Annotated in this window: 21 protein-coding genes and 1 pseudogene; 6 read left to right on the forward strand and 16 right to left on the reverse strand. The window is 62.4% G+C overall.

Features of this window, described 5'->3' with window-relative positions:
• Window positions 1-459: 459 nt before the first annotated feature.
• Both NKJ17_RS23515 and NKJ17_RS23520 read left to right on the forward strand, forming a co-directional pair.
• Window positions 460-744: a type II toxin-antitoxin system TacA family antitoxin gene (locus NKJ17_RS23515; protein WP_352690167.1), complete on the forward strand. Its 285-nt coding sequence runs from the start codon at window positions 460-462 to the stop codon at window positions 742-744.
• Complete coding sequence (locus tag NKJ17_RS23520; protein ID WP_352457366.1) at window positions 745-1,254, forward strand: GNAT family N-acetyltransferase; 510 nt, start codon at window positions 745-747, stop codon at window positions 1,252-1,254. It abuts the gene before it with no gap.
• A 214-nt stretch (window positions 1,255-1,468) separates the two neighbouring features.
• On the opposite strand, the gene NKJ17_RS23525 is transcribed toward NKJ17_RS23520, so the two are convergent.
• The 3 genes from NKJ17_RS23525 to NKJ17_RS23535 form a co-directional block, all read right to left on the reverse strand.
• Window positions 1,469-1,777, reverse strand: a complete 309-nt coding sequence (locus tag NKJ17_RS23525; RefSeq protein WP_352690169.1) for a hypothetical protein — start codon at window positions 1,775-1,777, stop codon at window positions 1,469-1,471.
• Window positions 1,778-1,877: 100 nt separating this feature from the next.
• Window positions 1,878-2,360, reverse strand: coding sequence for a hypothetical protein (locus tag NKJ17_RS23530; RefSeq protein WP_352690170.1), 483 nt, complete (start codon window positions 2,358-2,360; stop codon window positions 1,878-1,880).
• Entirely contained in the window at window positions 2,252-2,758 is a 507-nt protein-coding gene (locus NKJ17_RS23535) for a class I tRNA ligase family protein (RefSeq protein WP_502906566.1), read from the reverse strand. The genes NKJ17_RS23530 and NKJ17_RS23535 overlap by 109 nt, the downstream gene beginning before the upstream one ends.
• A gap of 441 nt (window positions 2,759-3,199) precedes the next feature.
• Between NKJ17_RS23535 and NKJ17_RS23540 the strand changes: the two genes are divergently transcribed.
• A complete protein-coding gene (locus NKJ17_RS23540; protein WP_352690174.1) occupies window positions 3,200-4,846 on the forward strand; it encodes an MFS transporter in 1,647 nt (548 codons plus the stop codon).
• 891 nt (window positions 4,847-5,737) lie between these two features.
• Window positions 5,738-5,937: pseudogene (locus NKJ17_RS23545) on the forward strand (phage integrase N-terminal SAM-like domain-containing protein); the annotation flags it as partial.
• A 751-nt stretch (window positions 5,938-6,688) separates the two neighbouring features.
• On the opposite strand, the gene rlxS reads toward NKJ17_RS23545, so the two are convergent.
• The 9 genes from rlxS to NKJ17_RS23590 form a co-directional block, all read right to left on the reverse strand.
• Window positions 6,689-8,659: a relaxase/mobilization nuclease RlxS gene (rlxS, locus tag NKJ17_RS23550; protein WP_352690176.1), complete on the reverse strand. Its 1,971-nt coding sequence runs from the start codon at window positions 8,657-8,659 to the stop codon at window positions 6,689-6,691.
• Between the two features lie 185 nt (window positions 8,660-8,844).
• Window positions 8,845-9,531 carry a lytic transglycosylase domain-containing protein gene (locus tag NKJ17_RS23555; RefSeq protein ID WP_352690178.1) on the reverse strand — a complete coding sequence of 229 codons (687 nt, stop codon included), beginning with the start codon at window positions 9,529-9,531 and terminating at the stop codon, window positions 8,845-8,847.
• Entirely contained in the window at window positions 9,519-10,067 is a 549-nt protein-coding gene (lepB, locus tag NKJ17_RS23560; RefSeq protein WP_352690179.1) for a signal peptidase I, read from the reverse strand. Before lepB ends, NKJ17_RS23555 begins: the two co-directional genes overlap by 13 nt.
• Complete coding sequence (locus NKJ17_RS23565) at window positions 10,064-10,333, reverse strand: helix-turn-helix transcriptional regulator (RefSeq protein ID WP_352690181.1); 270 nt, start codon at window positions 10,331-10,333, stop codon at window positions 10,064-10,066. The genes lepB and NKJ17_RS23565 overlap by 4 nt, the downstream gene beginning before the upstream one ends.
• A 151-nt stretch (window positions 10,334-10,484) precedes the next feature.
• Entirely contained in the window at window positions 10,485-10,808 is a 324-nt protein-coding gene (locus NKJ17_RS23570) for a DUF736 domain-containing protein (protein WP_023672372.1), read from the reverse strand.
• A 542-nt stretch (window positions 10,809-11,350) separates the two neighbouring features.
• Window positions 11,351-12,283 (reverse strand): hypothetical protein, encoded by a 933-nt coding sequence (locus NKJ17_RS23575; RefSeq protein WP_352690183.1) that lies wholly within the window; start codon window positions 12,281-12,283, stop codon window positions 11,351-11,353.
• Between the two features lie 63 nt (window positions 12,284-12,346).
• Complete coding sequence (locus tag NKJ17_RS23580) at window positions 12,347-13,072, reverse strand: ParB/RepB/Spo0J family partition protein (protein WP_352690184.1); 726 nt, start codon at window positions 13,070-13,072, stop codon at window positions 12,347-12,349.
• Between the two features lie 78 nt (window positions 13,073-13,150).
• Complete coding sequence (locus NKJ17_RS23585) at window positions 13,151-13,570, reverse strand: DUF2958 domain-containing protein (protein WP_352690186.1); 420 nt, start codon at window positions 13,568-13,570, stop codon at window positions 13,151-13,153.
• A 211-nt stretch (window positions 13,571-13,781) separates the two neighbouring features.
• Window positions 13,782-14,744 carry an ArdC family protein gene (locus NKJ17_RS23590; RefSeq protein WP_352690188.1) on the reverse strand — a complete coding sequence of 321 codons (963 nt, stop codon included), beginning with the start codon at window positions 14,742-14,744 and terminating at the stop codon, window positions 13,782-13,784.
• Between the two features lie 343 nt (window positions 14,745-15,087).
• On the opposite strand from NKJ17_RS23590, the gene NKJ17_RS23595 reads away from it, so the two are divergent.
• The gene (locus tag NKJ17_RS23595) at window positions 15,088-15,252 is read left to right on the forward strand and encodes a hypothetical protein (RefSeq protein ID WP_352690190.1); all 165 of its coding nucleotides are present in this window, start codon (window positions 15,088-15,090) and stop codon (window positions 15,250-15,252) included.
• 209 nt (window positions 15,253-15,461) lie between these two features.
• Here the strand turns inward: NKJ17_RS23595 and NKJ17_RS23600 are convergent, their stop codons facing one another.
• On the reverse strand, window positions 15,462-15,689 hold the full coding sequence (locus NKJ17_RS23600; protein WP_352453620.1) for a hypothetical protein: 228 nt from the start codon (window positions 15,687-15,689) through the stop codon (window positions 15,462-15,464).
• 154 nt (window positions 15,690-15,843) lie between these two features.
• Complete coding sequence (locus tag NKJ17_RS23605) at window positions 15,844-16,077, reverse strand: helix-turn-helix domain-containing protein (protein WP_023679646.1); 234 nt, start codon at window positions 16,075-16,077, stop codon at window positions 15,844-15,846.
• A gap of 128 nt (window positions 16,078-16,205) precedes the next feature.
• Here NKJ17_RS23605 and NKJ17_RS23610 point away from each other — a divergent pair, with 128 nt between their 5' ends.
• Entirely contained in the window at window positions 16,206-16,475 is a 270-nt protein-coding gene (locus NKJ17_RS23610) for a DNA -binding domain-containing protein (protein ID WP_352690192.1), read from the forward strand.
• Window positions 16,476-16,570: 95 nt separating this feature from the next.
• Here the strand turns inward: NKJ17_RS23610 and NKJ17_RS23615 are convergent, their stop codons facing one another.
• Both NKJ17_RS23615 and ubiM read right to left on the reverse strand, forming a co-directional pair.
• Window positions 16,571-18,478, reverse strand: coding sequence for a putative bifunctional diguanylate cyclase/phosphodiesterase (locus tag NKJ17_RS23615; protein WP_352690194.1), 1,908 nt, complete (start codon window positions 18,476-18,478; stop codon window positions 16,571-16,573).
• 299 nt (window positions 18,479-18,777) lie between these two features.
• Complete coding sequence (gene ubiM, locus NKJ17_RS23620) at window positions 18,778-19,959, reverse strand: 5-demethoxyubiquinol-8 5-hydroxylase UbiM (protein WP_352690237.1); 1,182 nt, start codon at window positions 19,957-19,959, stop codon at window positions 18,778-18,780.
• Window positions 19,960-20,037 lie beyond the last annotated feature (78 nt).

A 20,037-nucleotide genomic window follows, 5' to 3' on the forward strand; every position in this document is an offset into this window, starting at 1 on the left:
CAGAATCGAATCGACTTGTTCGAAGGACCGCAGTGGCGATGTCACATTGGCCGACAGGTGGCATAGAGCGGCGCCTGAGAATGAAAGTGCCGCCGCCCAGCCTTCATAGCCGTTCCTCCTTTGTTGCGTGACGGCCCGAAAGTCGCCATCGCGTCAGATGTTCATCAGGTTCGGGATAGCCGGGGCTCGTCCGGCGACAGTCATGGCAGCGACTTCGCTTCTGGACCCGCTCATCCGGCCGCCAAAAACAAATGCGCTTTCTAAGCCGTAATTGATCCGCAGGAGCTGACCAAAGCCACCTTGCTCTGGGTTGCGGCAATGGCGACTGGGGCGAGAAGCCGAGAAGAACCGATGCGGCGAGAAATCCTGAGACCATCCGCCACGAGACGTCGCCAGGGAACGTAGTATTGCGTTCCGCGTTACACTAACGTATATACGTCCGCAGCACAGGAGCGCGCCATGGCCACCATACCCACCAGGAAGGAAGCACCCGTCTCGATGCGGTTTCGCGACGATGATCTCACCATCATCGACCGCGGCGCGGAGCTGCTCGGCCTGTCGCGCACGGAGTTCATGCGGCGCGCCGCGCTGCACGAGGCGCAGGCGGCCATCCTCAACGAAACCGTCATCCGCGTGTCCCCGGAAGCCTATGACGCCTTCATGCAGGCGATCTCAGCCCCGGCCGCTGCGCCCCCGGCGAAGGCGGCCGAGCGGCTGCGTCGGTCCCCGCCCTGGGACCGCTAGGTGGCGCTTTCAGGCATCGAACTCCTCGACGACGCGCACCGCCTCGACAGCTTCGATTGCGGCAAGCCGGCGCTCAATGCTTGGCTGGCCGGCTTCGCGCGAACGAACCAGGCCCGCGGGTTTACCCGCGTCCTGGTCGTTCACGACGAGGGAACAGTCGTCGGGTATTACGGCCTCGCGCCGGGCGTGATCCAGCCAAATAGCGCACCGCGCGCCATCCGCACCGGACGCCCGCCCGATCCGATCCCCTGCCTGCTGATCGGACAACTCGCCGTCGACCACCGCTATGCCGGACAAGGCGTCGGTAGCGGCTTGGTCAAGGACGCGCTGTATCGCTGCGTCGCCGGCGCCGACATCGTCGGCGGCCGCGCGGTGGTGGTGCGGGCGATCGACGCCGAGGCAGAGCGCTACTGGCAGAGCTGGGGCTTCATTCCCGCGCGGGACAATCCGTCGGTGCTCATGCGCTCGATCCAGGACGTGAGCCTCTGGCTGGCCGACAAAGGCCACTAGCTCCGCGCGCGTAGCGCCTCCGGAAGCGGCAGGTCTGCGCGCGGGCCTGCCGCCGACCGGGCTCTAGTTGCGGCGTCCCGCCGCTCCCCGAGCCGGCTTCGCCGTCTCGGCGTTCGGGTGACCCCTCACGCAGGGCCAGAGGGAGACGGCGGTCAGAGCGAGGGAGCCCTGGAGAGAAGGGAAAGTCATGATGTCGATGATATTCATAGGGGGTTCACGCGAGATATTTGAGCTGCCGGAACCTGCCATCGCTCGGATCCGCCCAATCGTTGTTGCCGTGCACGGCGTGCTGATTGGCGACGCCTCTGGAGCCGATGCCGAGGCGCAGCGCCTGCTCGCGGGCTACGGCTACAAACATGTCGGGGTCTTCCATGCGGCCAAGGAACCCCGCAATGATCTGGGCGACTGGGCTGTACGCCGCCAAAGACCGGGAGATGGCGCGCGCCGATTTTGGGATGATAGTCTGGGACGGCGCATCACCCGGCACGGCCGTCAACGTGCTTCGGCTCGCCATGGCGAACAAGCCGAGGTCATCTACGATCTGGCCAGGGGCAGCATGGCGACTACGCACCATGTCGTCCCGGCGAGAAAGTCGTCATTGTCCGTGAGGGTGACCGCCGCCTCTACGGTGAGAATATTGATCGCCGGCAACTTATGGCGCCTGCCGACCTCAAATTCGTTGAAGTCGTGCGCCGGCGTGATCTTGACCGCGCCGCTGCCTTTCTCCGGATCAGAATACTCGTCCGCCACCACCGCGATCCTGCGGCCGACGATCGGCAGAGGATGAGGTTCTTGCCGACAAGATGCCGGAAACGCTCGTCGTCGGGATGCACCGCCGACCGCCATATCGCCCAGCATCGTCTCCGGGCGGGTCGTCGCCACGGTGATGAAGGTTTTAGGATTTTCCGGATCCAAAACCTCGCCCTCGACGGGGTAGCGGAAATGCCAGAGGTTGCCGTTGACCTCCTGCTGTTCGACCTCAAGGTCGGACTCGCGATCAAGAGCTTCGGGTCCCAGTTGACAAGCGCTTGTCCTTGTAGATCAGGCCTTTCCTTGTAGAGCGTGACGAACACTTCGAGCACCGCCTTGGATAGGCCCTCGTCCATGGTGAAACGTTCTCGGCTCCAGTCGGCCGAGGCCCCAGCCGCTTCAACTGGTTGAAGATCGCGCCGCCGGATTCGGCTTTCCACTCCCAGACTTTCTCAATGAACTCGTCGCGCGTCAGGTCACGGCGGTGGATCTGCTTCTCCATAAGCTGGCGCTCGACCACCATCTGCGTGGCGATGCCGGCGTGATCCATGCCGGGCTGCCACAGCACGTTCTTGCCGCGCATGCGCTCGAAGCGCACCAGAATGTCCTGCAGCGTGTTGTTGAGCGCATGGCCATGTGCAGCGAGCCGGTGACGTTCGGTGGCGGGATGACGATGCTCAAGGCTTCCGCGCCCTCCTCGGCGCCTGCGCCGACACGAAACGTCTTTTACAAGCGTATTATGTTTTTTGCGCATAGACCAACGAGTTGAACGGCGGCCCCATGAATCGCCGATGTGTAGGTCGGGCAAAGGCGCCCACCAGCTCGTACTTGTCAAGACGATGCCACCCTTGATCTTGCACCCGCCTCCGATACCAGCGATGCACTGCGTCGTATGCTCATGCCTGTCAGGATGGGATGGGCGCTGCTAGCACCGTGGCAATTTGACAACCCGGCCATCGGGGCGGTAGCACCGTCCAAGGCCAAGAGTCGCAGGGCAGACCGCACCCCATCGGGCTGCGCGACCCAGACCAGCTGACGCCCAACTGGCACACTCATCGCGCATCGGCACCGTGGATGCGACATCTACTTTGTTGCGAGCGCGATATCGGAACTTGGTTGTGACGCAGCTGTGCGTAAGCGCACCGCTGTCAGCGAGTGAGTGAGTGAAAGAACTACGTGGTGGAGGTGAGAAGTCATGCGGCGTCAAGATTCCCCGCCCTTTGCGGCAAACACACTGATCCCTCTTCAGAATCCGGTCTTTCGTTCGATCTGGACAGCCACGCAGATATCCAGCCTTGGCTGGCTGGTGCAGAGCGTGGCTATAAGCTGGCTTATGGCAACGATTTCAGCCTCCGATCTGATGGTTGCGCTCGTGCAGGCTGCATCGACACTGCCCGCCTTCTTCTTGTCGATCCTTGCTGGAGCGATTGCAGACAGCTTCAGCCGCCGCGGCGTGATGCTTGCCGGACATTGCCTGATCGCACTGGCATCCACGGCGCTGGCTCTCTCTGTTGGACTGGGCTTTGTCAGTCCATGGCTGATCTTGGGACTGAGTTTCTTGGCGGGATGCGGCTTTGCCTTGAATGATCCAGCCTGGCACGCCTCGGTCGGCGACATCCTGGAAAAGCGCGACATACCCGCTGCAGTGACGCTGATGTCGGTGGGGTACAACGTGGTTCGAAGCATAGGACCGGCGCTTGGCGGTGTAATTTTGGCTTTGCTGGGCCCCCTTACGGCTTTCGCCTTCGCTGCGCTGACCGACCTGGTCCCGTTGAGCGCTGTACTGCGCTCCAAGTGGCAAGTTCGCTCTTCGCCTCTTCCGCGCGAGCGGATGACGACGGCCATTCATGATGGCATGCGCTTCACGGCAATCTCCTCGGAGATCAGAGTGGCGATCGTGCGTGCAACCCTGTTCGGGCTGTCAAGCATCTCGATCCTTGCTCTGCTCCCCCTCCTGGTTCGCGACCAACTGGCGGGGGGGCCAATTGTTTACGGCGTCCTGTTGGCCGGCTTCGGCACAGGCGCCTTCATCGCGGGCATTGGCAATAGCTACTTGCGACGCATCACGTCCCAAAATCGATTGATCACGTTCGCGTCCGTTGCTTGCGCAACGTGTTGCCTTTTACTGGCTCTCACATCATCGGTGGCTGTAGCAGCGATCGCGCTTGCAATCGCTGGCGCAGGCTGGGTTGTCACCTGGACCGGAACCGACGTGTGTGTGCAGTTGGCAAGCCCAAGGTGGGTCGTTGGTCGCACCCTGTCGATCTATTACGCCCTGACCTACGGCGGCATGGCAGCGGGCAGCTGGATCTGGGGTGCTGTCGCGCAGAACTATTCCCTGACGTGGGCTTTGGAAGGTGCTGCAGCGGCGCTGTTGCTGGTTGCAGCTGTGGGAAAGCTATTGCCGGTCCGCCTATGGGAGGAATCGGATCAAGGGGCCTTCGACTTCAGGCCACCAGAACTGGCCCTCGATTTGAAGCCCAGGAGCGGCCCGATCGTGATCAAGGTGGAGTACTCGATACCCGAGGAGAATATCGAGGACTTTCTGAGCTGCATGCGCGAAAGGCGGCGCGTTCAGAGCCGTGCCGGTGCGCGGGACTGGACCCTCCAGCGCGATCTTCAGAACTCGACTCTTTGGACCGAGACATTCCGCACGCCGACATGGACGGACTATCTTCGTCTAAACCATCGGCTAACGGTGACTGACAGGGAAGTAGGCGAGCGCCTTGCCGCTCTGCAGGTCGGTGATTCTCCTCCTCGTCTCTCACTTTCGATTGAGCGGTCGACAAGCCCCGCCCCCGGCAGCCAAGTCCAGCCTGTGCCCTTTGTATCGCGCCCGTAAGGAAACCAGTAACTTTTCTGGGTTCGGACACGGGAATGGCCGAGACCTACTCCTTCTTTCGTCGGGTCTGCCCGGATTGCCATACGTTGCAGCCGGTTAGGCGAGCATGAGGATTTGTGTGGCACGTATGTCCACCACGGGCCCATGTCCAGCCCCACCGCCTCTGCGGCCATCAGATCGGCTTGGGCACGGGTTCAGGTCGCCTGTCCCCCTGCATCGCGGCGAGCAGCGGGAGCAAGGGGGGCGGAAGGGTCTCCCCGGTCTGCAGGGAGCGCAGCGGGCAGACGGAGGAATCCGCCAGCGGCGGCTTGCTGGGAGAGGGCCGCGCGCCTCTTTCCCCTCCCTGACAAAACGTGCCGCCAAGCACGTTCACGTCGGCGCAGCCGTGCCGCAGAGGCGGCCGCAACAAAGAAGGCCTACAAGGCGGAAGCATCGAAATGTTCGCCAGCGGGACCAATTCAGTTCGGTGCTGGAGAAAGCGATTCAACAGGGCGGCCATGGGAGCGCCAGCATAGCGCCGCTGTCAGGCGCGATGCGGACCGACAGCCCCGGCGAAGGGCGCTGATTGATCGACCGAAATTGGATCGGGTCATAATCCATGAATTTTTCACGATGCTTCAGCACGCGCGTGGATTTGTGCATTTAACTGCAGCGTCCAGGTGGTCCGGTGGAAGCGCGCCCGGGGCATCTTGGAACTTATTTGATGCAGCCATCCAGGACTGCTGCATTGCCACAGCAATGGTCACAACCTGCTAGGATCCGGACCCATAAAGGGATTGAACGAAGCCGCTGACGCGTCATTTGGTGCGTGGGTTTGCGGATGACGCTTCTGTTTTGAAGGATTGCGGCTGTTGAAGCGCAATCTTGAGAACAGGAGTTTGAGAGTTTGAGATGGCCGAGTTGAGCCCTCTTCGCCGACGCATGATCGAGGACATGACGATCCGCAATCTGTCGCCGGCCACCCAGCGATCCTACGTGCACGCGGTGGCCAAGTTTTCGCGATATTCGACCGCTCGCCGGACCGGCTCGGCCTGGAGGACGTTCGCGCCTCCCAGGTGCATCTGGTCTCTACCGGAATCTCGTGCCCCTCCCAGGCGCTGCGCCAGTAAAGCGTCGGCGAGCCAGCATCCGACGGTGCGTTCGAAGCGATCTCATTCGGCGGCCATGATCGCGCCGGTCACCATGCCGCAGCGGAAAGCTGCCGAGCTCGTCTGGTCAGGTCGCTGACCGCCTCGTCGTCGCGGGCGACGATCGAAATCTTCCCCACCGCAGCGAGGTTTCTCCCGTTAGAAGATCCTCAGCGGGATGGGCTGCCAGTTCACGCCCGGTCAACAGCATCCGGCCCGCGGGGTCGACCTTGTCTCCCGGTCGTGTGAGCAGAAGAACATCGCGAAGTGCGGCTTCATCCTCGACGCCGCGAGCCTGCTTCGCCGTACCACGGCCGCCGAAAGCCCTAGGCGCTGTCACCAGGCGCCAGCCCACCTCTCTAGCTGGCGGACCATCTCATCGAGCGCGCCGATGGCTGCACGGTCAGTGATTGCAATGTCCTCAATGCGCCGCAACTGTTTGGGTCGGGGGCAGCCCTGTGCAACCAGGCCGGTAGCGCCGCGTCGGCGCGGCTTCCGTGGCACCGGGAAGAGTGCCGTGGTGGCGCAGGAGGGTTTTGGCTCAGAATCATGGAACACGATGAATCATCGCGGCGCATTTTGTAGAGCGAACGATAAGTCTTGCACGACCAGCCATTTATCCCTCGCGAGATCAATGCCGCGGGCAATTAGCAGGCGAACTCCGTCCGGACTGAGTACCTGTTTCAACGCGGGCAAAAGAAGTTGTGTAGCCATGTCACGAAATGCTTGGTCCGCTTCTCTGCCGGCCGATGGTCCATGAAATCCCCTCGCCACCCATGACACCAGACACCTCCTTGCCAACAGACCGATCAAGCACTGGCCTCCATGGTACCAGCGTGAACTCGCGCGCCTTCTCGACTATGACGTACTTGCCGCTGGCAAGGTCGATCGAGCGGCGCAATCGACCCTCTATTCGATCACCAGGCTGCGCTTCGGAATACGAGAGTCCGAGTTCGTCAGACAGTTGACCGGCAACACGGTTCAGCTCACGTTGACGCAGGATCGAAAGCATGTTGGCGCGATAGACGATCCGGTCCTGCTCTTCCCGAGCAAGACCTTGCGCAATCAGCCACTGCCGTCGGCGGCCTTGCGCCTCTCGGACATCGCGGCCGAAACCAGAGCTGTGCAAGGCCTCCGGTGTGTCGGAAACCAGCTCTCGATCGAGCCAGGTGGCGCCGTCGAAGCTGACTTGGCTCTCCAGCAGCATTGATGAGAGCTTGTCGACGACAACCGGCTCGGCCCTCGCTCGCTGACGCTCGTAGTCAGACACACGGTCGAGATGGTCCGGCGCGATAGTCCATGTACCGTCCGGCTCGCGCTCGACACCACCGGTCGCCCGGCGGATCGCCTCCAGTCGCCGCACGTGCGTTTCGGCAAAACGTTCGGTGGCCGACTGGTCATGCTTGAGATGGATATCGATGCTGTAGCGCCCGTCATGGGCCGTGGCGATCTCGGCAATTGTGCGGTCGACTTGCCTTGGCCCGGTGTCCCTCGGCGTGACCCGCACTATGCAGCCCTCTGCCGTCGGTTGGGTTGCCTCGCCTTTGCCGATATCAACATAGTGGCTTTTGCCGTCCACGCCGTCGACGACGAGGTAATGGCGGTCAGTGATTTCGTCGGCCAGGCCGCGCGCAACGATGCGGCCGACGACAGGCTGCATCGGCTCTGCAGATCGATCATGGACAACATAGTCGGCGGCACTGCGGGCGAGCCCCTTGCCGGTCAGTTCGCGGTGCATGGTCTTGATGATGTCGCCCCGCTCGCCGATGCGGCGCAGCGTCGCTTCAAGCTCGCCATCAAGGCGCCAGCGGCCCGAGCCGACTTCCTCAGCCAGACCCATCCGCTCGAGCTTACGCAGGCGCCCCTGGTGCAGCGTCTGGCGAAACGTGTCTCGGCTGGCCGGTGAGACATGCCCCTCATGGTCGCGCATGCGGAGCAGCTGCCGATCGATGCTGGTGAAGCGTTCCCGCTCCATTTCCTGGCGCAGGCGTTGCTCGATCTCGCGGTCCGTTCTCGGGCCAAGGTCGAGGCTGACCAGCTCGGCCGCCCGTTCACGGATTCCAGACGAGATGTAGTCTCGCGCGATGACAAGATTTTCGCCGCGGTCGTCCTTGCCGCGGACGATAATATGGGTATGCGGATGACCAGTGTTGAAATGATCGACGGCCACCCAGTCGAGCCTGGTGCCGAGGTCTTCTTCCATCTGCGCCATGAGGCGCCGCGTGAGCGGCTTCAGGTCATCATACTCGATGCCGTCTTCAGGGGCGACGATGAAGCGGAACTGATGCCGGTCGCCATCGGCACGATCGATGAAGGCCTTGCCATCGACGCGGTCGCTGTCGGCGCTATAGAGCTCGCCAGGCTCGCCTTCGCGGGTCACGCCGTCGCGCTGGAGGTAGCGAAGGTGTGCACGTGCCCCGTCAACACCCTTGCCGGCCAGCTTGACGATACGGGCCTTGACGACGGCGCGCCGCTGCCGAAACGCCGCGTGGGGGTCGCGCGCTCTGAGAACGGCGGCAGCAGCCCCGCCGCGCCCCGCCCGGCTTCCGATGAAGCGGCCACGGCGACCGCTGCCGCCGCCGGCTCGGTTGATCGCGGCGCGGATCTGGCCGGCGAAACGCTTGCCTGCCTTCGAGCCGCGCGATCCGATTTTGCCCAGGCTCGGCTTGAACTCTTCATCCTGCATTGAGCCTCCTAGTAATCTTGAGCAAAATCAAAGCTTTGTCGGCAGAATCTCTCCTGACGCTGAAGGCAGCCTCCATGAAAAACGATGTGCAGACAAAGACTTCGCCGCCTCCAGGAGGCGATGCCTTTATCTTGCCTTCCGCGGACCTGCCTCCCTGCCCCGCCCGACCCACGGTACCCCTGCCCTCACCTGCGATCCGGCCGGCCTGACCTTGCTCGCTCCGATCCGAGCGGCACCACAATTTGGCCATTCGGATCGGTCGCGGAAACACCGTTTCGCAGGAAAAACAGCGACTGCCCGGACGGGATTTCCGGCGCTTTTCCGGAACGGGATTTGCCGGTGAACGCGTCCATGTCGGCGGCCGAAATCCCCGCAGCCTTGAGCTGTTCCAAATACGAAACCGTCTCGCTGGGCAGCGGTCGCCCACGCTGCAAATGCTGTTCGTAGCGGTCCGGCCCAGCGTTATAGGCGGCAAACAGGCCGGGAAAGCCGAAGCGGTCATACATGGCGCGCAGATAGGCAGTGCCTGCCAGAATGTTGTCGCGAGGGTCGTGCGGATCGGCCCCCAGGCCAAGCTCTGCGCGCATCTCCTCGTAGGTGCCGGGCATCACCTGCATAAGGCCAATGGCGCCGGCGTGTGAGGCGATCGGCCGTCCGTCCAGCATTGTCTGCCCCCGGCTTTCGGCATCCATGACGGCATAAATCCAGGGTTGTGGAATGCTGAAACGCCGGCTTGCCTCAGCTACGTAGTGCTGCCATTTTGCCAGCTGCGGACCACGGGAGATGTCGGCCCGCTGAGCGTCGGTCGCGGCGGAACAGGCGCATGGCGCTATCGCGACCATGCCCAGCATCAGGAGGGTTACTCGGTCCATAGCGGCACGAGCCTCCCGGCAATATTTTCGGCCGGCACGGGCCCGAAATAGCGGCTGTCGAAGGAGCGGTTTCTATCGTTGCCGAGCAGGAAAAACTCGTCGGCGGCGAGCTTGCGGCAGGCATTCCACCAAGATAGCGGACGGTGCTGTGTGTCGGTTGCCAGCCGGCGCGCGACGATCTCGCCGCCGATGATGATGGCGTCGCCGAAGGCGCAGACATGCTCGCCAGGCAGCGCGGCAAGGCGCTTGACCAGCGGCACATTGCTGGGCAGATAGAAGCGTTCGGCGGCGAGATCGGCGACCGGTTTTGGCGGGCGGACGAGCACCAGATCGCCACGAGCCGGTGATCCGGACGCGAGGCGATAGAGGCCGACCGGCGCACTGGCCGAGGCGTTCCAGACCAGCCAGGGCGATGGGTTGTCGAAAGCGGCGAAGCCGATCAGGCCGAGGCCTATTGTGGCCACGGCGATCGTCTTGCGCGCCCGAATGCGCCGCAGATGGCTGCCGATCAGACGGATGGTGGGACGCCGGCTCATGAGCGGCCTCCCTCACCGGCCGATCCGGAATCGTGCTCGCCATCCTGGGACCGGGTCTCCTGCGCGCGTCCCTTCGACCAGTCGTCGAGCTCGTCGATGTGATAGCGGACATAGCGGCCGTGTTTGCGGAATTGCGGGCCACCGCCTTTGAGCCGCATCTTCTCCAGCGTGCGCTGGGACAGCCCGATATAGAAGGCGGCCTGCGCGGTGTTGAGAAACGGACTGCCCTTCTTGGCGCGGGCCGCGCGTTCGTTTTCGTCGTCCATGATGGTCCTCGTTTCGTTACGGACAAGCGAAGGCGAGGATCGGCGAGCGAGATCGTTTCGGGGACGGGCGAAGAGTGGGGGGCGAGTTTTCGCCGCCCCTTCTTGAGAAGAGCCCCGCGCCGGTTGCGGCGCGGGGCTCGAGGCTGGCGGTTCAGTCGACGGGGTTCCAGATGATGGCGTATGTGTCGTCGTCATCCTGGCCGGCGGCGCGGCCGAGATTGGCGTAGAGCTTGCGCGGACCGAACTCCGGGGCGGCAATCGACAGGCTCACATAGTCCTTGCCGGAGGTCTCGCCGGTGCGGATCCAGCCGGCCCCTACTTCGACCCCTTGCGTCAGCACCCGGAAGTCGGGATGGGTGTCGGCGCTCTTTGCCTGATTGGGCACGATGTCGATGTCGGCGCGGACGCTAAGCGTCTTGAGCTGGCCCTTGTAGCCGCCGTTTTCCTGTTTGGTAACGTATCCGATCGCGGTCATTTTCAGTCTCCTTTGGTGCTCGCAGGGGACCATTCCCCTGCGATGGCGGACCGTGATGGGCGCGTCCGGACCGCCGGAACCGGGACGGCCGCAGCGATAGCGGAGGACCCGAGCGGACAGCTTTTTTGAAGCGAAGCGGCGCGAGGAAGCCGCCGCAGGCGGCGGGGAAAAAAGCTGCTGGCGAGGGTTTCGGGCGGGCCGGATCCGCCCATAGGTCGTCAAGCCAGCCGCAGTGGAATGGTCCCTGAGACACATGGAGACAGGTGGCGCGATCGGTGGCACAAGAGCGGGCGGCAATGCAGGGGGCTGGCTGCGCGGGCTCTGTCGGCAACCGGATCGGACAATTGGCCCCATGCGCGGAGCGCCTCGGCAAGCAACCCGGCGTGGTGCAGGGCTGCCGAAATGGGGCGAGTTGGCGTCGGGATTTCTCGCGCGCGGCACCGGCTCGACAAGACGACCGATCGGCAGCCGGCGCGGTCCGGAGCGGCGCGCGCGACCTGAGCGGCGGCACTCGAAAGAACCGCCGCTTGAGGCTAATCGGTTCATTCGCGCACGAACAGCGGCTGCACATGTGTCCACTGATCGGCGGTGCGGAAGCCGCCGCGGCTGGTGTAGCTTTCGGCCGGGAATTTCATCCAGCGCGGCAGCCAGGTCTCGACCCTGAGGCGGCCATTCTCGCCCGCCAGGAAGTCGCGGATGATCTTCTTTTGCGTCTTGACCTTCTCGGCGACATTGCCGTCGGCGACCAGCTTGCCGCCGACATCGGCCAGCATCGAATTGGCGATTTCCTTGTCGCGCAAGAGGTCGAAGAACGCATCGTCCGCTTCCCACCATGCGCCCATATCCACGTTCAGATGGTTGCCGAGCGCCTCGATGACGGCGCTGCCGGCTGCAAGCGTCTCGGCCATGACAAGGGTGAGAACGCGCATGACATCGTCGTCGCACAGCGCCAAGAGGCGGGCGAACACGCCGGCGATAGCAAAGGCGTCGCCATTGCTGCCGGCCACCACTCCATCCTCATCCGGTGATCCGACCAGGGCCAACACTTCGCGCCGCTTTTTGCCGAATGCAGCTTCAGCCTTGCAGCCGGCAAGGCTGGCAGTCACCGTTTCATTGACTGCGCGCTGTGGCTCACGGCGCACCTGCCACAGGCCGGAACCGGTGATGGCGTGCGCCACCACGAGTCGCAGCGCCACGGCGGGATGGTCGAGAATGGCCGCGCGCACGGCCGCATGGCGATGCAGATCGACATAGTTCTGCATCGGGCCGGTGAGTTCGGGGCGCGGCGGCTTGGCGGCTGTTTCTTCTTGCTCACCGCCCTCGCGGGCGCGGCGGGCTTGCTTGTGTGACAGCCAGCCCTCGTGACACTCGACCTCGCCGCGAAACGTGACCGCGATAAAGACCTTGCCGCCCTTCTTCTTCGGGGTCTTCTCGTGGTCCCATGGGTGGAAATACTGGCCCGGCTCCAGCAGCACCACCTCGCTCCAGCCGTCGTTGAGATAGGTGTCGCGTCTGGCGGCAATCGCTTCGTTCTGCTTTTACCAGAACAGGTCGGCATCGGCGAAATAGCTGTCCTCGCCGAACAGGTCCGAGGTGATCAGGCCGGGATATTCGTCGATGGCAAACAGCGCCACCTTGGTGGAAATCGACTGGCCGCCGAACAGCCATTGCTTCAATTGAAAGCCACGCGGCGCGTATTGATCTGGATCGGCACAGAGTGCCAGCCAGTCCTTCTGCTGCGCCTTGGACGCCATGGTGAGATGGCGCACCGTCTCGGCGTCGATCTCCTCGCGCCGATAGGCTTCGCGGATTTTGGGCAAGAGGTCGCCAAGCGCCAGAATGCGTTTGACCTTCAGGTCAGTGATGCCGAAGGTCGCAGCGATGTCTGGAACGGTGCGGCCTTGCCTGACGAGCCGCGAAAACGTCTCCCATTGCGAGACTTCGTCAGGATCGAGGCGGGCGAGGTTTTCGATCAGCGAGGCTTCCAGCGCCTCGGCGTCGTCGCCATCCTCCATGATGGCGCAGGGCAAGGGATCGCGTTCGCCGCGCTCGTCGGCAAGCGATTTCGCGGCGAAATACCGCCGCCTGCCGGCAACGATCTCGAAGGTTTCCGGCTGGCCGTTGGGCCGCACAAGGAGAGGCACCAGCACGCCGCGCGCACGCACGGACGGCAGGATGTCGGATATGTCGGGCGCGCGTTTTCCATGGCGCATGTTGAGCGCGGAAATGTTGAGCTGATCTAGGGGGATGTGGGCAAGCTGCATGGTTACTCTCCTTCGCTTTGGTTGAGGGTGTCCCCGCCGCAGGGGCCGAAGGCCGGCGCGGCGGGACGGTTTTTGCGCCTATCGGCGCTGCTGTTCCGCCGTGTCGGGCGGAAGCTCGGAATGGGGCTTTGAAAGGGCGTCTGCTGCCTGCCGCAGAAGTCGCTCGGCCTCGGTGATGTGGCCGCACATGCGGGCGGCTTCGGCATAGACGGAGAGCGTAAAGCGCGCGTGGAAATGCAGGTCGCGCTCTATGCCGAGGCCAAGCGGACCTTTTACGGATGCAAGCTCGGCCAGACTGACGCTGCCGAGTTCGGGGAAGCCGAAGCCGAGATCGCAAAGGCCGAACAGCGTGTCGCCATCGGCGTCGAGTTCGGTCAAAAGCCACGTGGCGGCACCTGTGGGATTAAACAGTTTCACAACCGGAAAATGGTCGATGTCGGCCTCGGCGGCGCCATTGGCGAGCAGTCGTGCGCGCAGTGGATCGGTGATCAGGATCATGGAAAGACTCCTTGTCAGAACAGGTCGAGTTGATTTGTGCTGGCTTCATCGAAGAGGCCGATATCGAGCGGCTTTTGCGCCGCGCGGACACATCGGCGCGTCCATCAGGAGGGTGAGCCGATCGCGCGTGGTGATCGGCCGGACACCGGGAATGAGCATCTGCCGCCTTGCGGCGTCGGCTCGCTCGCGGTCAGTCGAGGATCGCGCATCGTCATGCCGCAATCCCTTCCTGCGCCTCGCCTTCGGCATCGGCCTGAAGGGCAAACAGGAAATCGGCGGCCTTGGAAGCAAGACTGGCGGCACGGAAGATGGCGCGGTTGTCCTCGCGCAGCACCTTCAGCCATGAGCCGATGTAATCGGCATGACGCACGGTCGGCTCGATACCGAGCTTGCTGCAGACGAAGGCGGCAGTGATTTCGGCGACCAATTCTTCACGCGCGTAAGCCTTGGAGCCGAACGAGCCGGAGAGGTCGCGAGCAAGCCGCGTCGGGTGGCCGGTCCAGTGGCCAAGCTCGTGAAAGCAGGTCCGGTAATAGTCGATCTGGTGATGGAACGCCGGCTGCGGCGGCACCTGAATGTGGTCGCTGCCCGGCATGTAGAAAGCGCGATCGCCGCCGACCCTGAAATCCGCACCGCTGGCGCGAATGAGCGTCTCGGCGTGCGGCACGATCTCGCACTGAGGCAGCGGCTCGGCGGCGGCATAGAGGTCTTCCGGAAGATTATCGCACTGCGCGACATTGAAGACGGTGAAGCGCTTTAAAAAAGGCACGGCCTGTGGTTCATCGCCCTCGTGGCGTGCGCGCTCCTTCTCGTCCTTGGGGACAAAGCGGTCGGCATGCACGATGGTCGTGCCGCGCTCGCCCTTCCTGACATTGCCGCCAAGCACGAGCGCCTGCCGGAAGGTGAGCCAGTTCTGGCTGGGATAGCTGCGCTCGATGACCGCGCCCCACAGGATGAGGATATTGATGCCGGAATAGATGCGCCCAGAGGATGCATTCCTCGGCAGGCCAAGGCCTGCCTTTGCGCTGCCCCATGGCTTGACCCATGGCACGGTGCCGCGCTCCAGTTCGGCAATGATGCGGTCGGTGATCTCCTGATAAAGGCTGGCGCCGGGGCGCCCGCCCTTGCCTGCGCCAGCCTCTCCGCTGGGGGTACGCTTGCTGTTTGCATGCATCGTCTCATCCTCCGCTCGCCAATCGCCGCGCCTTTCCCCGGAAGCGGGGTGGGCGGCGAGTCGCGACCGGAAAGGCCCGCCGTGGTAGGCGGACCGCATCCGAAGGACCGGAACGAAGAGGAGGACCCTGAGCGGCAGCGAAGGGTTGCGGGCTGCCGCGGCGGGCCTAGAAGGGAGTGCCGCCCACCCCGCGCCACCGGGAAAGGCCAACAGACAAACCGCGCCGCCCGCAAGGGTGGCGGCCGTCACAGCCCGAAGGGCTGCCCACGCCAAGGGGCGAAGCCGAATGGCCGAGACCGCCTGAGCTTGCCAAAGAAAAGCGGGCTCGGTTCACGAGCACCTGGTGCGCGTCGTCAGGCGCGCGGGCGCCCGCCAGGACGGCAGGCTGGACAGATTTTTCGCACGGATCATCGTCAAGCGCCGCAGTTACGTCGAGAAACTCGACGACATCGCCCCCGTGGCGCGGCTTCCTCCGAACAAAACCAGCGCTCGCCTTTCAACAGGTTGAGGCGCGTGTCCCAGTAATATTCCTGACCGGGATCATGATAGACGCGCTCGCCCGTTTTGTAGCTTGATATTGGCTTTGATGTTGCAGCCGAGGGTCGATTCGAAGGCAAGAAAGCCAGCCAGGAGTTGTCTTGATAGCGATGGTTGCCCACGCCCCTTCTCCCCGAAGAGAGAATGCGACGTTTGCAGCCTGGAGTCTATAAGTCTGGTCTAATTCACCGGTCCTGTTCCGAACCATTGAATGAACGGCGCATCCTTCCCGGTGATATCCTTCACCGTCTTCAACAGCGCTTCATGGGTGCGTTGGAGAGCCCGGTAATGGTTGCTGGTAGGTGATAGAAGCGGCTGGACGATGCTCTGGTGCAGCCGTTCCGCCTCCGCGAGAAAGCGCTCGATTTCAGCCTGTGAAAGCTGCTTGGAAAGTTTGGTCCTAGCCATTGCGATCTCCGTTGAGGAATCGCCCCACCTAGGATTATCATCCTATATCGGCATGGCTTGGTAAAGACCCACCCGCAGCGGAATGGCAGCTTGCCGAAGAAAAGCGCGCTCGGTTCACGGCACCGGCGCGAGCCGTTAGGCGCGCGGGCGCCCGCTAGGACCGCAGGCTGGACAGAATCTCGCACGGATCAGCGTCAAGCGCCGCAGTTAAGTCGAGAAACTCGATGACGTCGAGACGACGCTCTCCACCCTCGTACTTGGCCACGAAGGATTGGGGACGATCAAGCTTCTCGGCCACCTGCGCCTGAGTCAGGCCTTTGGCCTTGCGCAAGGAAACCAGCTGGGCCAGAAACCGCTGGTGGCGGGGCGATCGAAGAGACTTGGGCATGTAGGCGAACCGGTCGGGTAAAGACCGGATCAGCGACTAATCCCGGTTTCGGATTATCCCATTTTGGGATATGCTGCGTTGCATCCAGCGCTCAACAGCCGAGGCTCGCAACAGGCATGAATCGATCAATGGGAACAGATGAGACTCGAAGCTCAACTCTGTGTGACGAAGTCCCCTGGTCGGATAACCTCACGAGCTACGACAGGCAGCATTTCACGATCTACCTGCGGATCCTGGATGCCTGCGCCGACAATGCCAGCGAAGAGGAGATGGCCGATCTCATTCTCGGCATCGACCCGGCCCTTGAACCGGTCCGCGCCCGCAAGGCTCTTCGCAGCCATATCGACCGTGCGAACTGGATTGTGACGACCGGCTACAAGGAACTGTTCGCCGGCTGACGCACAGCACGGACTGTCATGCTCTTCAAACAAGGACGTTCAGATACCCGCCATTCATGAGCGCACGGCCGCGAGAGACGGCGCGGCGGGAGCGGTCACAACTGGTTCGCGTGCTGTTTGACTGCCATTTCTAGTGCTTGGCTCAGAGGCACAGCCTTGGAGAACAGGAAGCCTTGAGCGGTTCGGCAGCCAAGCTTGTGCAGGGTTTGCCGATCCGCCTCTGTTTCGACGCCCTCGGCCATGACCTCGATCCCGAGCATGTTACCGAGATCGATGACCGATTTGACAAGCAGTCGGTCCTCTCGGGACTTGGCCAAGCCGCGAATGAAGCCCTGGTCTATTTTCACCTTGCGTATCCGACTGTCCTTGAGCGATGCCAACGTAGAAAAGCCGGTGCCGAAGTCATCGAGCGCGATGGAAATGCCGGCATGTGAAAGCCGTCCGAGCTTTTCATCCACTCTGTCCGGGTCAACCGGGGATTCTTCGGTAATCTCGATCTCGAACATCGTTGCAGGGAGACCTCTTGCCGCCAGACCATCCAGAACCATGTCGTCGATATCGCCGGCTTCCAGTTCGCGCGGTGAAACATTCATCGCCACACGGAGATCACGACAGTCAGCTTTCACCAAGTCGTCGATAAAAGCACAACAGTCGGCGAATACGGTTTGCGTCAGCAGCTGAAGCATTCCGGTTTCGCGTGCAGCTGTGATGATTTCGGGTGGAGAGATGGCACCATGAGTCGGATGGGACCACCTCAGCAAGGCTTCAAAGCCGACCACAGCCTCGGTGTCGAGTTTCACGATCGGCTGGAACCAAGTTTGCAAGCTTCTCGTCTTTATCGCCGAATGAAGGTCCCGTTCGACGGACTGGCGGCGTTGCAGTTCCCTGTCGAGTTCGGCATCGAACAGGCAAAATTCGTTCCTGCCACGACGCTTGGCCGTATAAAGGGCGATATCCGCCCGCAACAACATTTCGGTCAGGCCCGGGCTTTCCGCCAGGTATATTCCTATTGATGCCCCGACCCGGACGGACGCGACCTCGATATAGGGGCGGGCAATTTTGGCTATGATATTGGAGGCGAGATCACTGGCAGAAAGCGAAACCCTCGTTGAGGGAAAAAACAGCACGAATTCATCGCCGCCGATACGAGCGAGCGTTGAGCCTTCCGGTGCTTCCTCCTCTATGCGGCGGGCGATCCTGACAAGCAGTTCATCACCGGTCCTGTGACCGTAGGTATCGTTGACGGATTTGAACCCGTCCAGATCAATCAGCATTGCCACGAAGGGGCTATCCGCGGTCTCGAACCGTCCGATAGCGTGTTCGAGGCCACGCCTGTTGAGAAGGGCCGTCAGGTGGTCCTGCCTGGAACTGGCCTTCATCTCCGCCGCAAGCCGCTCGGCCTCATGCCTCAGGCGGCTCGCTTCGCGGAACCGTGCTTGCCCAACAAACGAAGCTCGAACCAAGCCGCCCATGAAGAGCAGAACGGTAAAAGCCAGAATGTAGTCTTCAAAATTGCCTTTCGCCAAAAGGCAACCCACCGTGATGAGGAGCGGAGGTGTGATGAAGTTGGTCGCCGCCGCGGCATACGAACTGCCGTATGTAACCGCACCAGCGGAAATGCCCGCCAGAATGACCAGATGCAGCGGTGCTTGAGGTGTCGTGTATCCAACAGTCAGGACGGCCAGGAAGGACCAGGCAAACCCTGCCAGAAGGGCAAGGATGCCAAACCAGCGAAGCCGCGGCAAAACCCCCACTAAACCGTCATGGCGCCCCGTTTCCTTTAGCTGATAACGCGCGAGTGCAAGGCGGGCGGCATTTATCGCATTGACGGCCAGGAACCAGATTGCAGCGGCAAAGCCGCTGCCAGAAAGGGCGTGCACCGTCAAAATCAGGCCTGACAGGATAGCGCTTATCGGCATCGACACGAAGAGGCCGGTCCTCAGGTCAGCAAGCTGATCCTGACGGATTTTGGCCTCCAGCGTGTCTACTTTCTTCGGGGCCATGGACGGACCGGCTTGCTCCCATCGTTGTTCGCGAGGACAAGCTTACGCAGGCCCACTGAAGGACGGGTTAACTATCCAGCGGGGCTAACCAGTGCGCTCACCATGTCTTCGGGGCGCACGTCTGCTCTTGGCCTTGCCGTCTGACCATCGAGCTCTTGCCCGCACGCGTGCCTTGATCCGAATCATCCCAGAATCGGCAACGTCACCATGGAAGCAGCCCTGCCAACGGCATCAACGCGCCCGGCGAGACAAAAAGCCGGGCCGAGATAGCGTTCCAGAGCGGCAGCGCTGCCTGCGATTCACCGCCTGAGCATGGCCGAAATGCCATGGCGGATAAAGGGAAGATATTGGGCAAAGCGAAGCCCTGCATGTCTTGCAAGCCGTGCCGCCGGGTGCTCGCCTGAGTAGAGAGCGACAAGTGCATTCGTAGCATGATAGAGCGGTGCCGCCGACAGACGCAGCCGGCTTTCGTATCTGCCGAGTATGTCGGGATCAGCAATGTCGCGGCGCTCGCGACATGCCGCCAGGATTCTATCGGCGAGTTGCTTCTGGCCACTGAGGCCGATGTTGAAGCCATGCGCGGTCACCGGGTGCATGCCGAGGGCAGCATCGCCGATCAGTGCCGCACTCGGAGCCCAGAACTTGTGCGCCCAGGTCGTGACCAGCGGATAGGCATGGCGGGTGCTTGCCAAGGTCATCTCTCCGAGGCGTCCTCGACACCGGCTCGTCAATTCCATGAGGAACAAATCGTCGTCGAGAGCAAGCAGTCTGTCGGCCTCGCTTGAGCGCAAAGTGAGAAGCAGCGACGACACGCCTTCCATGAGCGGCAACATCGCTATCGTCTGATGGTGATCGAACCATTCGACCGCGATCTGGTGATGGGCGCGCTCGTGCCTCACCCGGCAAATCAGCATGGAGTTGCCAAGCCGATTGATGTCGGCGCCAATGCCGAGCAGGTCGCGCGTCGCGGACAAACGCGAATCCGCTGCAACGAGCAGCCGAGCGGCCAATTGCCTGCCATCAGAGAGCGTTATGACTGCTTCTTTGTGGCTGGTTGTTGCATTGACGACCGAGCGGCCGCACAGCAGCTGGGCATGATCCTGGAAGTGGACAAGCTTGAACAGGGCGTCGCGGATCCGACAATTTGGGACCAGAATTCCGAGTGGTTCCCCAGATCCGCTGGGAGAGTCGAAGCTCAGGGCGAAAGGGCTCGATCCGTTGAGCACGCGCGCGCCTTGTAGCGGTGATTTGTCCGAAGCGGGGATGGCATCCCAGGCGCCGAGCTCGCGAAGGATTCCAACCGATGCGTGGGTCAGCGCGATCTCGCGACCGTCGAAAGCCGGATTCGCCAGGCTTTCGAGCGACTGCCGTTCAACCACTGCCACCTTGAGTCGGCTCTGGGCAAGCGACGCGGCGAAGGAAAGTCCGACCGGCCCGGCTCCGACCACAATAACGTCGAATCTATCGACAGAGCCGGCCATCAGCGTGCCGCCATTGCGTCGGCTATCTGCGACGAAGGGCACTGGAACGCATCGCAATCGATCCACGGTTTGCGGCTC

The organism is Mesorhizobium sp. M0208, from assembly GCF_040322015.1.
Taxonomy (GTDB): domain Bacteria; phylum Pseudomonadota; class Alphaproteobacteria; order Rhizobiales; family Rhizobiaceae; genus Mesorhizobium.

Bases quoted from the DNA above. Each gene is read 5' to 3' on its own strand.
- NKJ17_RS23515 (WP_352690167.1), top strand. From the start codon at position 460: ATGGCCACCATACCCACCAGGAAGGAAGCACCCGTCTCGATGCGGTTT.
- NKJ17_RS23530 (WP_352690170.1), bottom strand. From the start codon at position 2,360: ATGGACGAGGGCCTATCCAAGGCGGTGCTCGAAGTGTTCGTCACGCTC.
- NKJ17_RS23535 (WP_502906566.1), bottom strand. From the start codon at position 2,758: ATGCGCAAAAAACATAATACGCTTGTAAAAGACGTTTCGTGTCGGCGC.
- NKJ17_RS23540 (WP_352690174.1), top strand. From the start codon at position 3,200: ATGCGGCGTCAAGATTCCCCGCCCTTTGCGGCAAACACACTGATCCCT.
- rlxS (WP_352690176.1), bottom strand. From the start codon at position 8,659: ATGCAGGATGAAGAGTTCAAGCCGAGCCTGGGCAAAATCGGATCGCGC.
- NKJ17_RS23555 (WP_352690178.1), bottom strand. From the start codon at position 9,531: ATGGACCGAGTAACCCTCCTGATGCTGGGCATGGTCGCGATAGCGCCA.
- lepB (WP_352690179.1), bottom strand. From the start codon at position 10,067: ATGAGCCGGCGTCCCACCATCCGTCTGATCGGCAGCCATCTGCGGCGC.
- NKJ17_RS23565 (WP_352690181.1), bottom strand. From the start codon at position 10,333: ATGGACGACGAAAACGAACGCGCGGCCCGCGCCAAGAAGGGCAGTCCG.
- NKJ17_RS23570 (WP_023672372.1), bottom strand. From the start codon at position 10,808: ATGACCGCGATCGGATACGTTACCAAACAGGAAAACGGCGGCTACAAG.
- NKJ17_RS23580 (WP_352690184.1), bottom strand. From the start codon at position 13,072: ATGCAGCTTGCCCACATCCCCCTAGATCAGCTCAACATTTCCGCGCTC.
- NKJ17_RS23585 (WP_352690186.1), bottom strand. From the start codon at position 13,570: ATGATCCTGATCACCGATCCACTGCGCGCACGACTGCTCGCCAATGGC.
- NKJ17_RS23590 (WP_352690188.1), bottom strand. From the start codon at position 14,744: ATGCATGCAAACAGCAAGCGTACCCCCAGCGGAGAGGCTGGCGCAGGC.
- NKJ17_RS23600 (WP_352453620.1), bottom strand. From the start codon at position 15,689: ATGGCTAGGACCAAACTTTCCAAGCAGCTTTCACAGGCTGAAATCGAG.
- NKJ17_RS23605 (WP_023679646.1), bottom strand. From the start codon at position 16,077: ATGCCCAAGTCTCTTCGATCGCCCCGCCACCAGCGGTTTCTGGCCCAG.
- NKJ17_RS23610 (WP_352690192.1), top strand. From the start codon at position 16,206: ATGGGAACAGATGAGACTCGAAGCTCAACTCTGTGTGACGAAGTCCCC.
- NKJ17_RS23615 (WP_352690194.1), bottom strand. From the start codon at position 18,478: ATGGCCCCGAAGAAAGTAGACACGCTGGAGGCCAAAATCCGTCAGGAT.
- ubiM (WP_352690237.1), bottom strand. From the start codon at position 19,959: ATGGCCGGCTCTGTCGATAGATTCGACGTTATTGTGGTCGGAGCCGGG.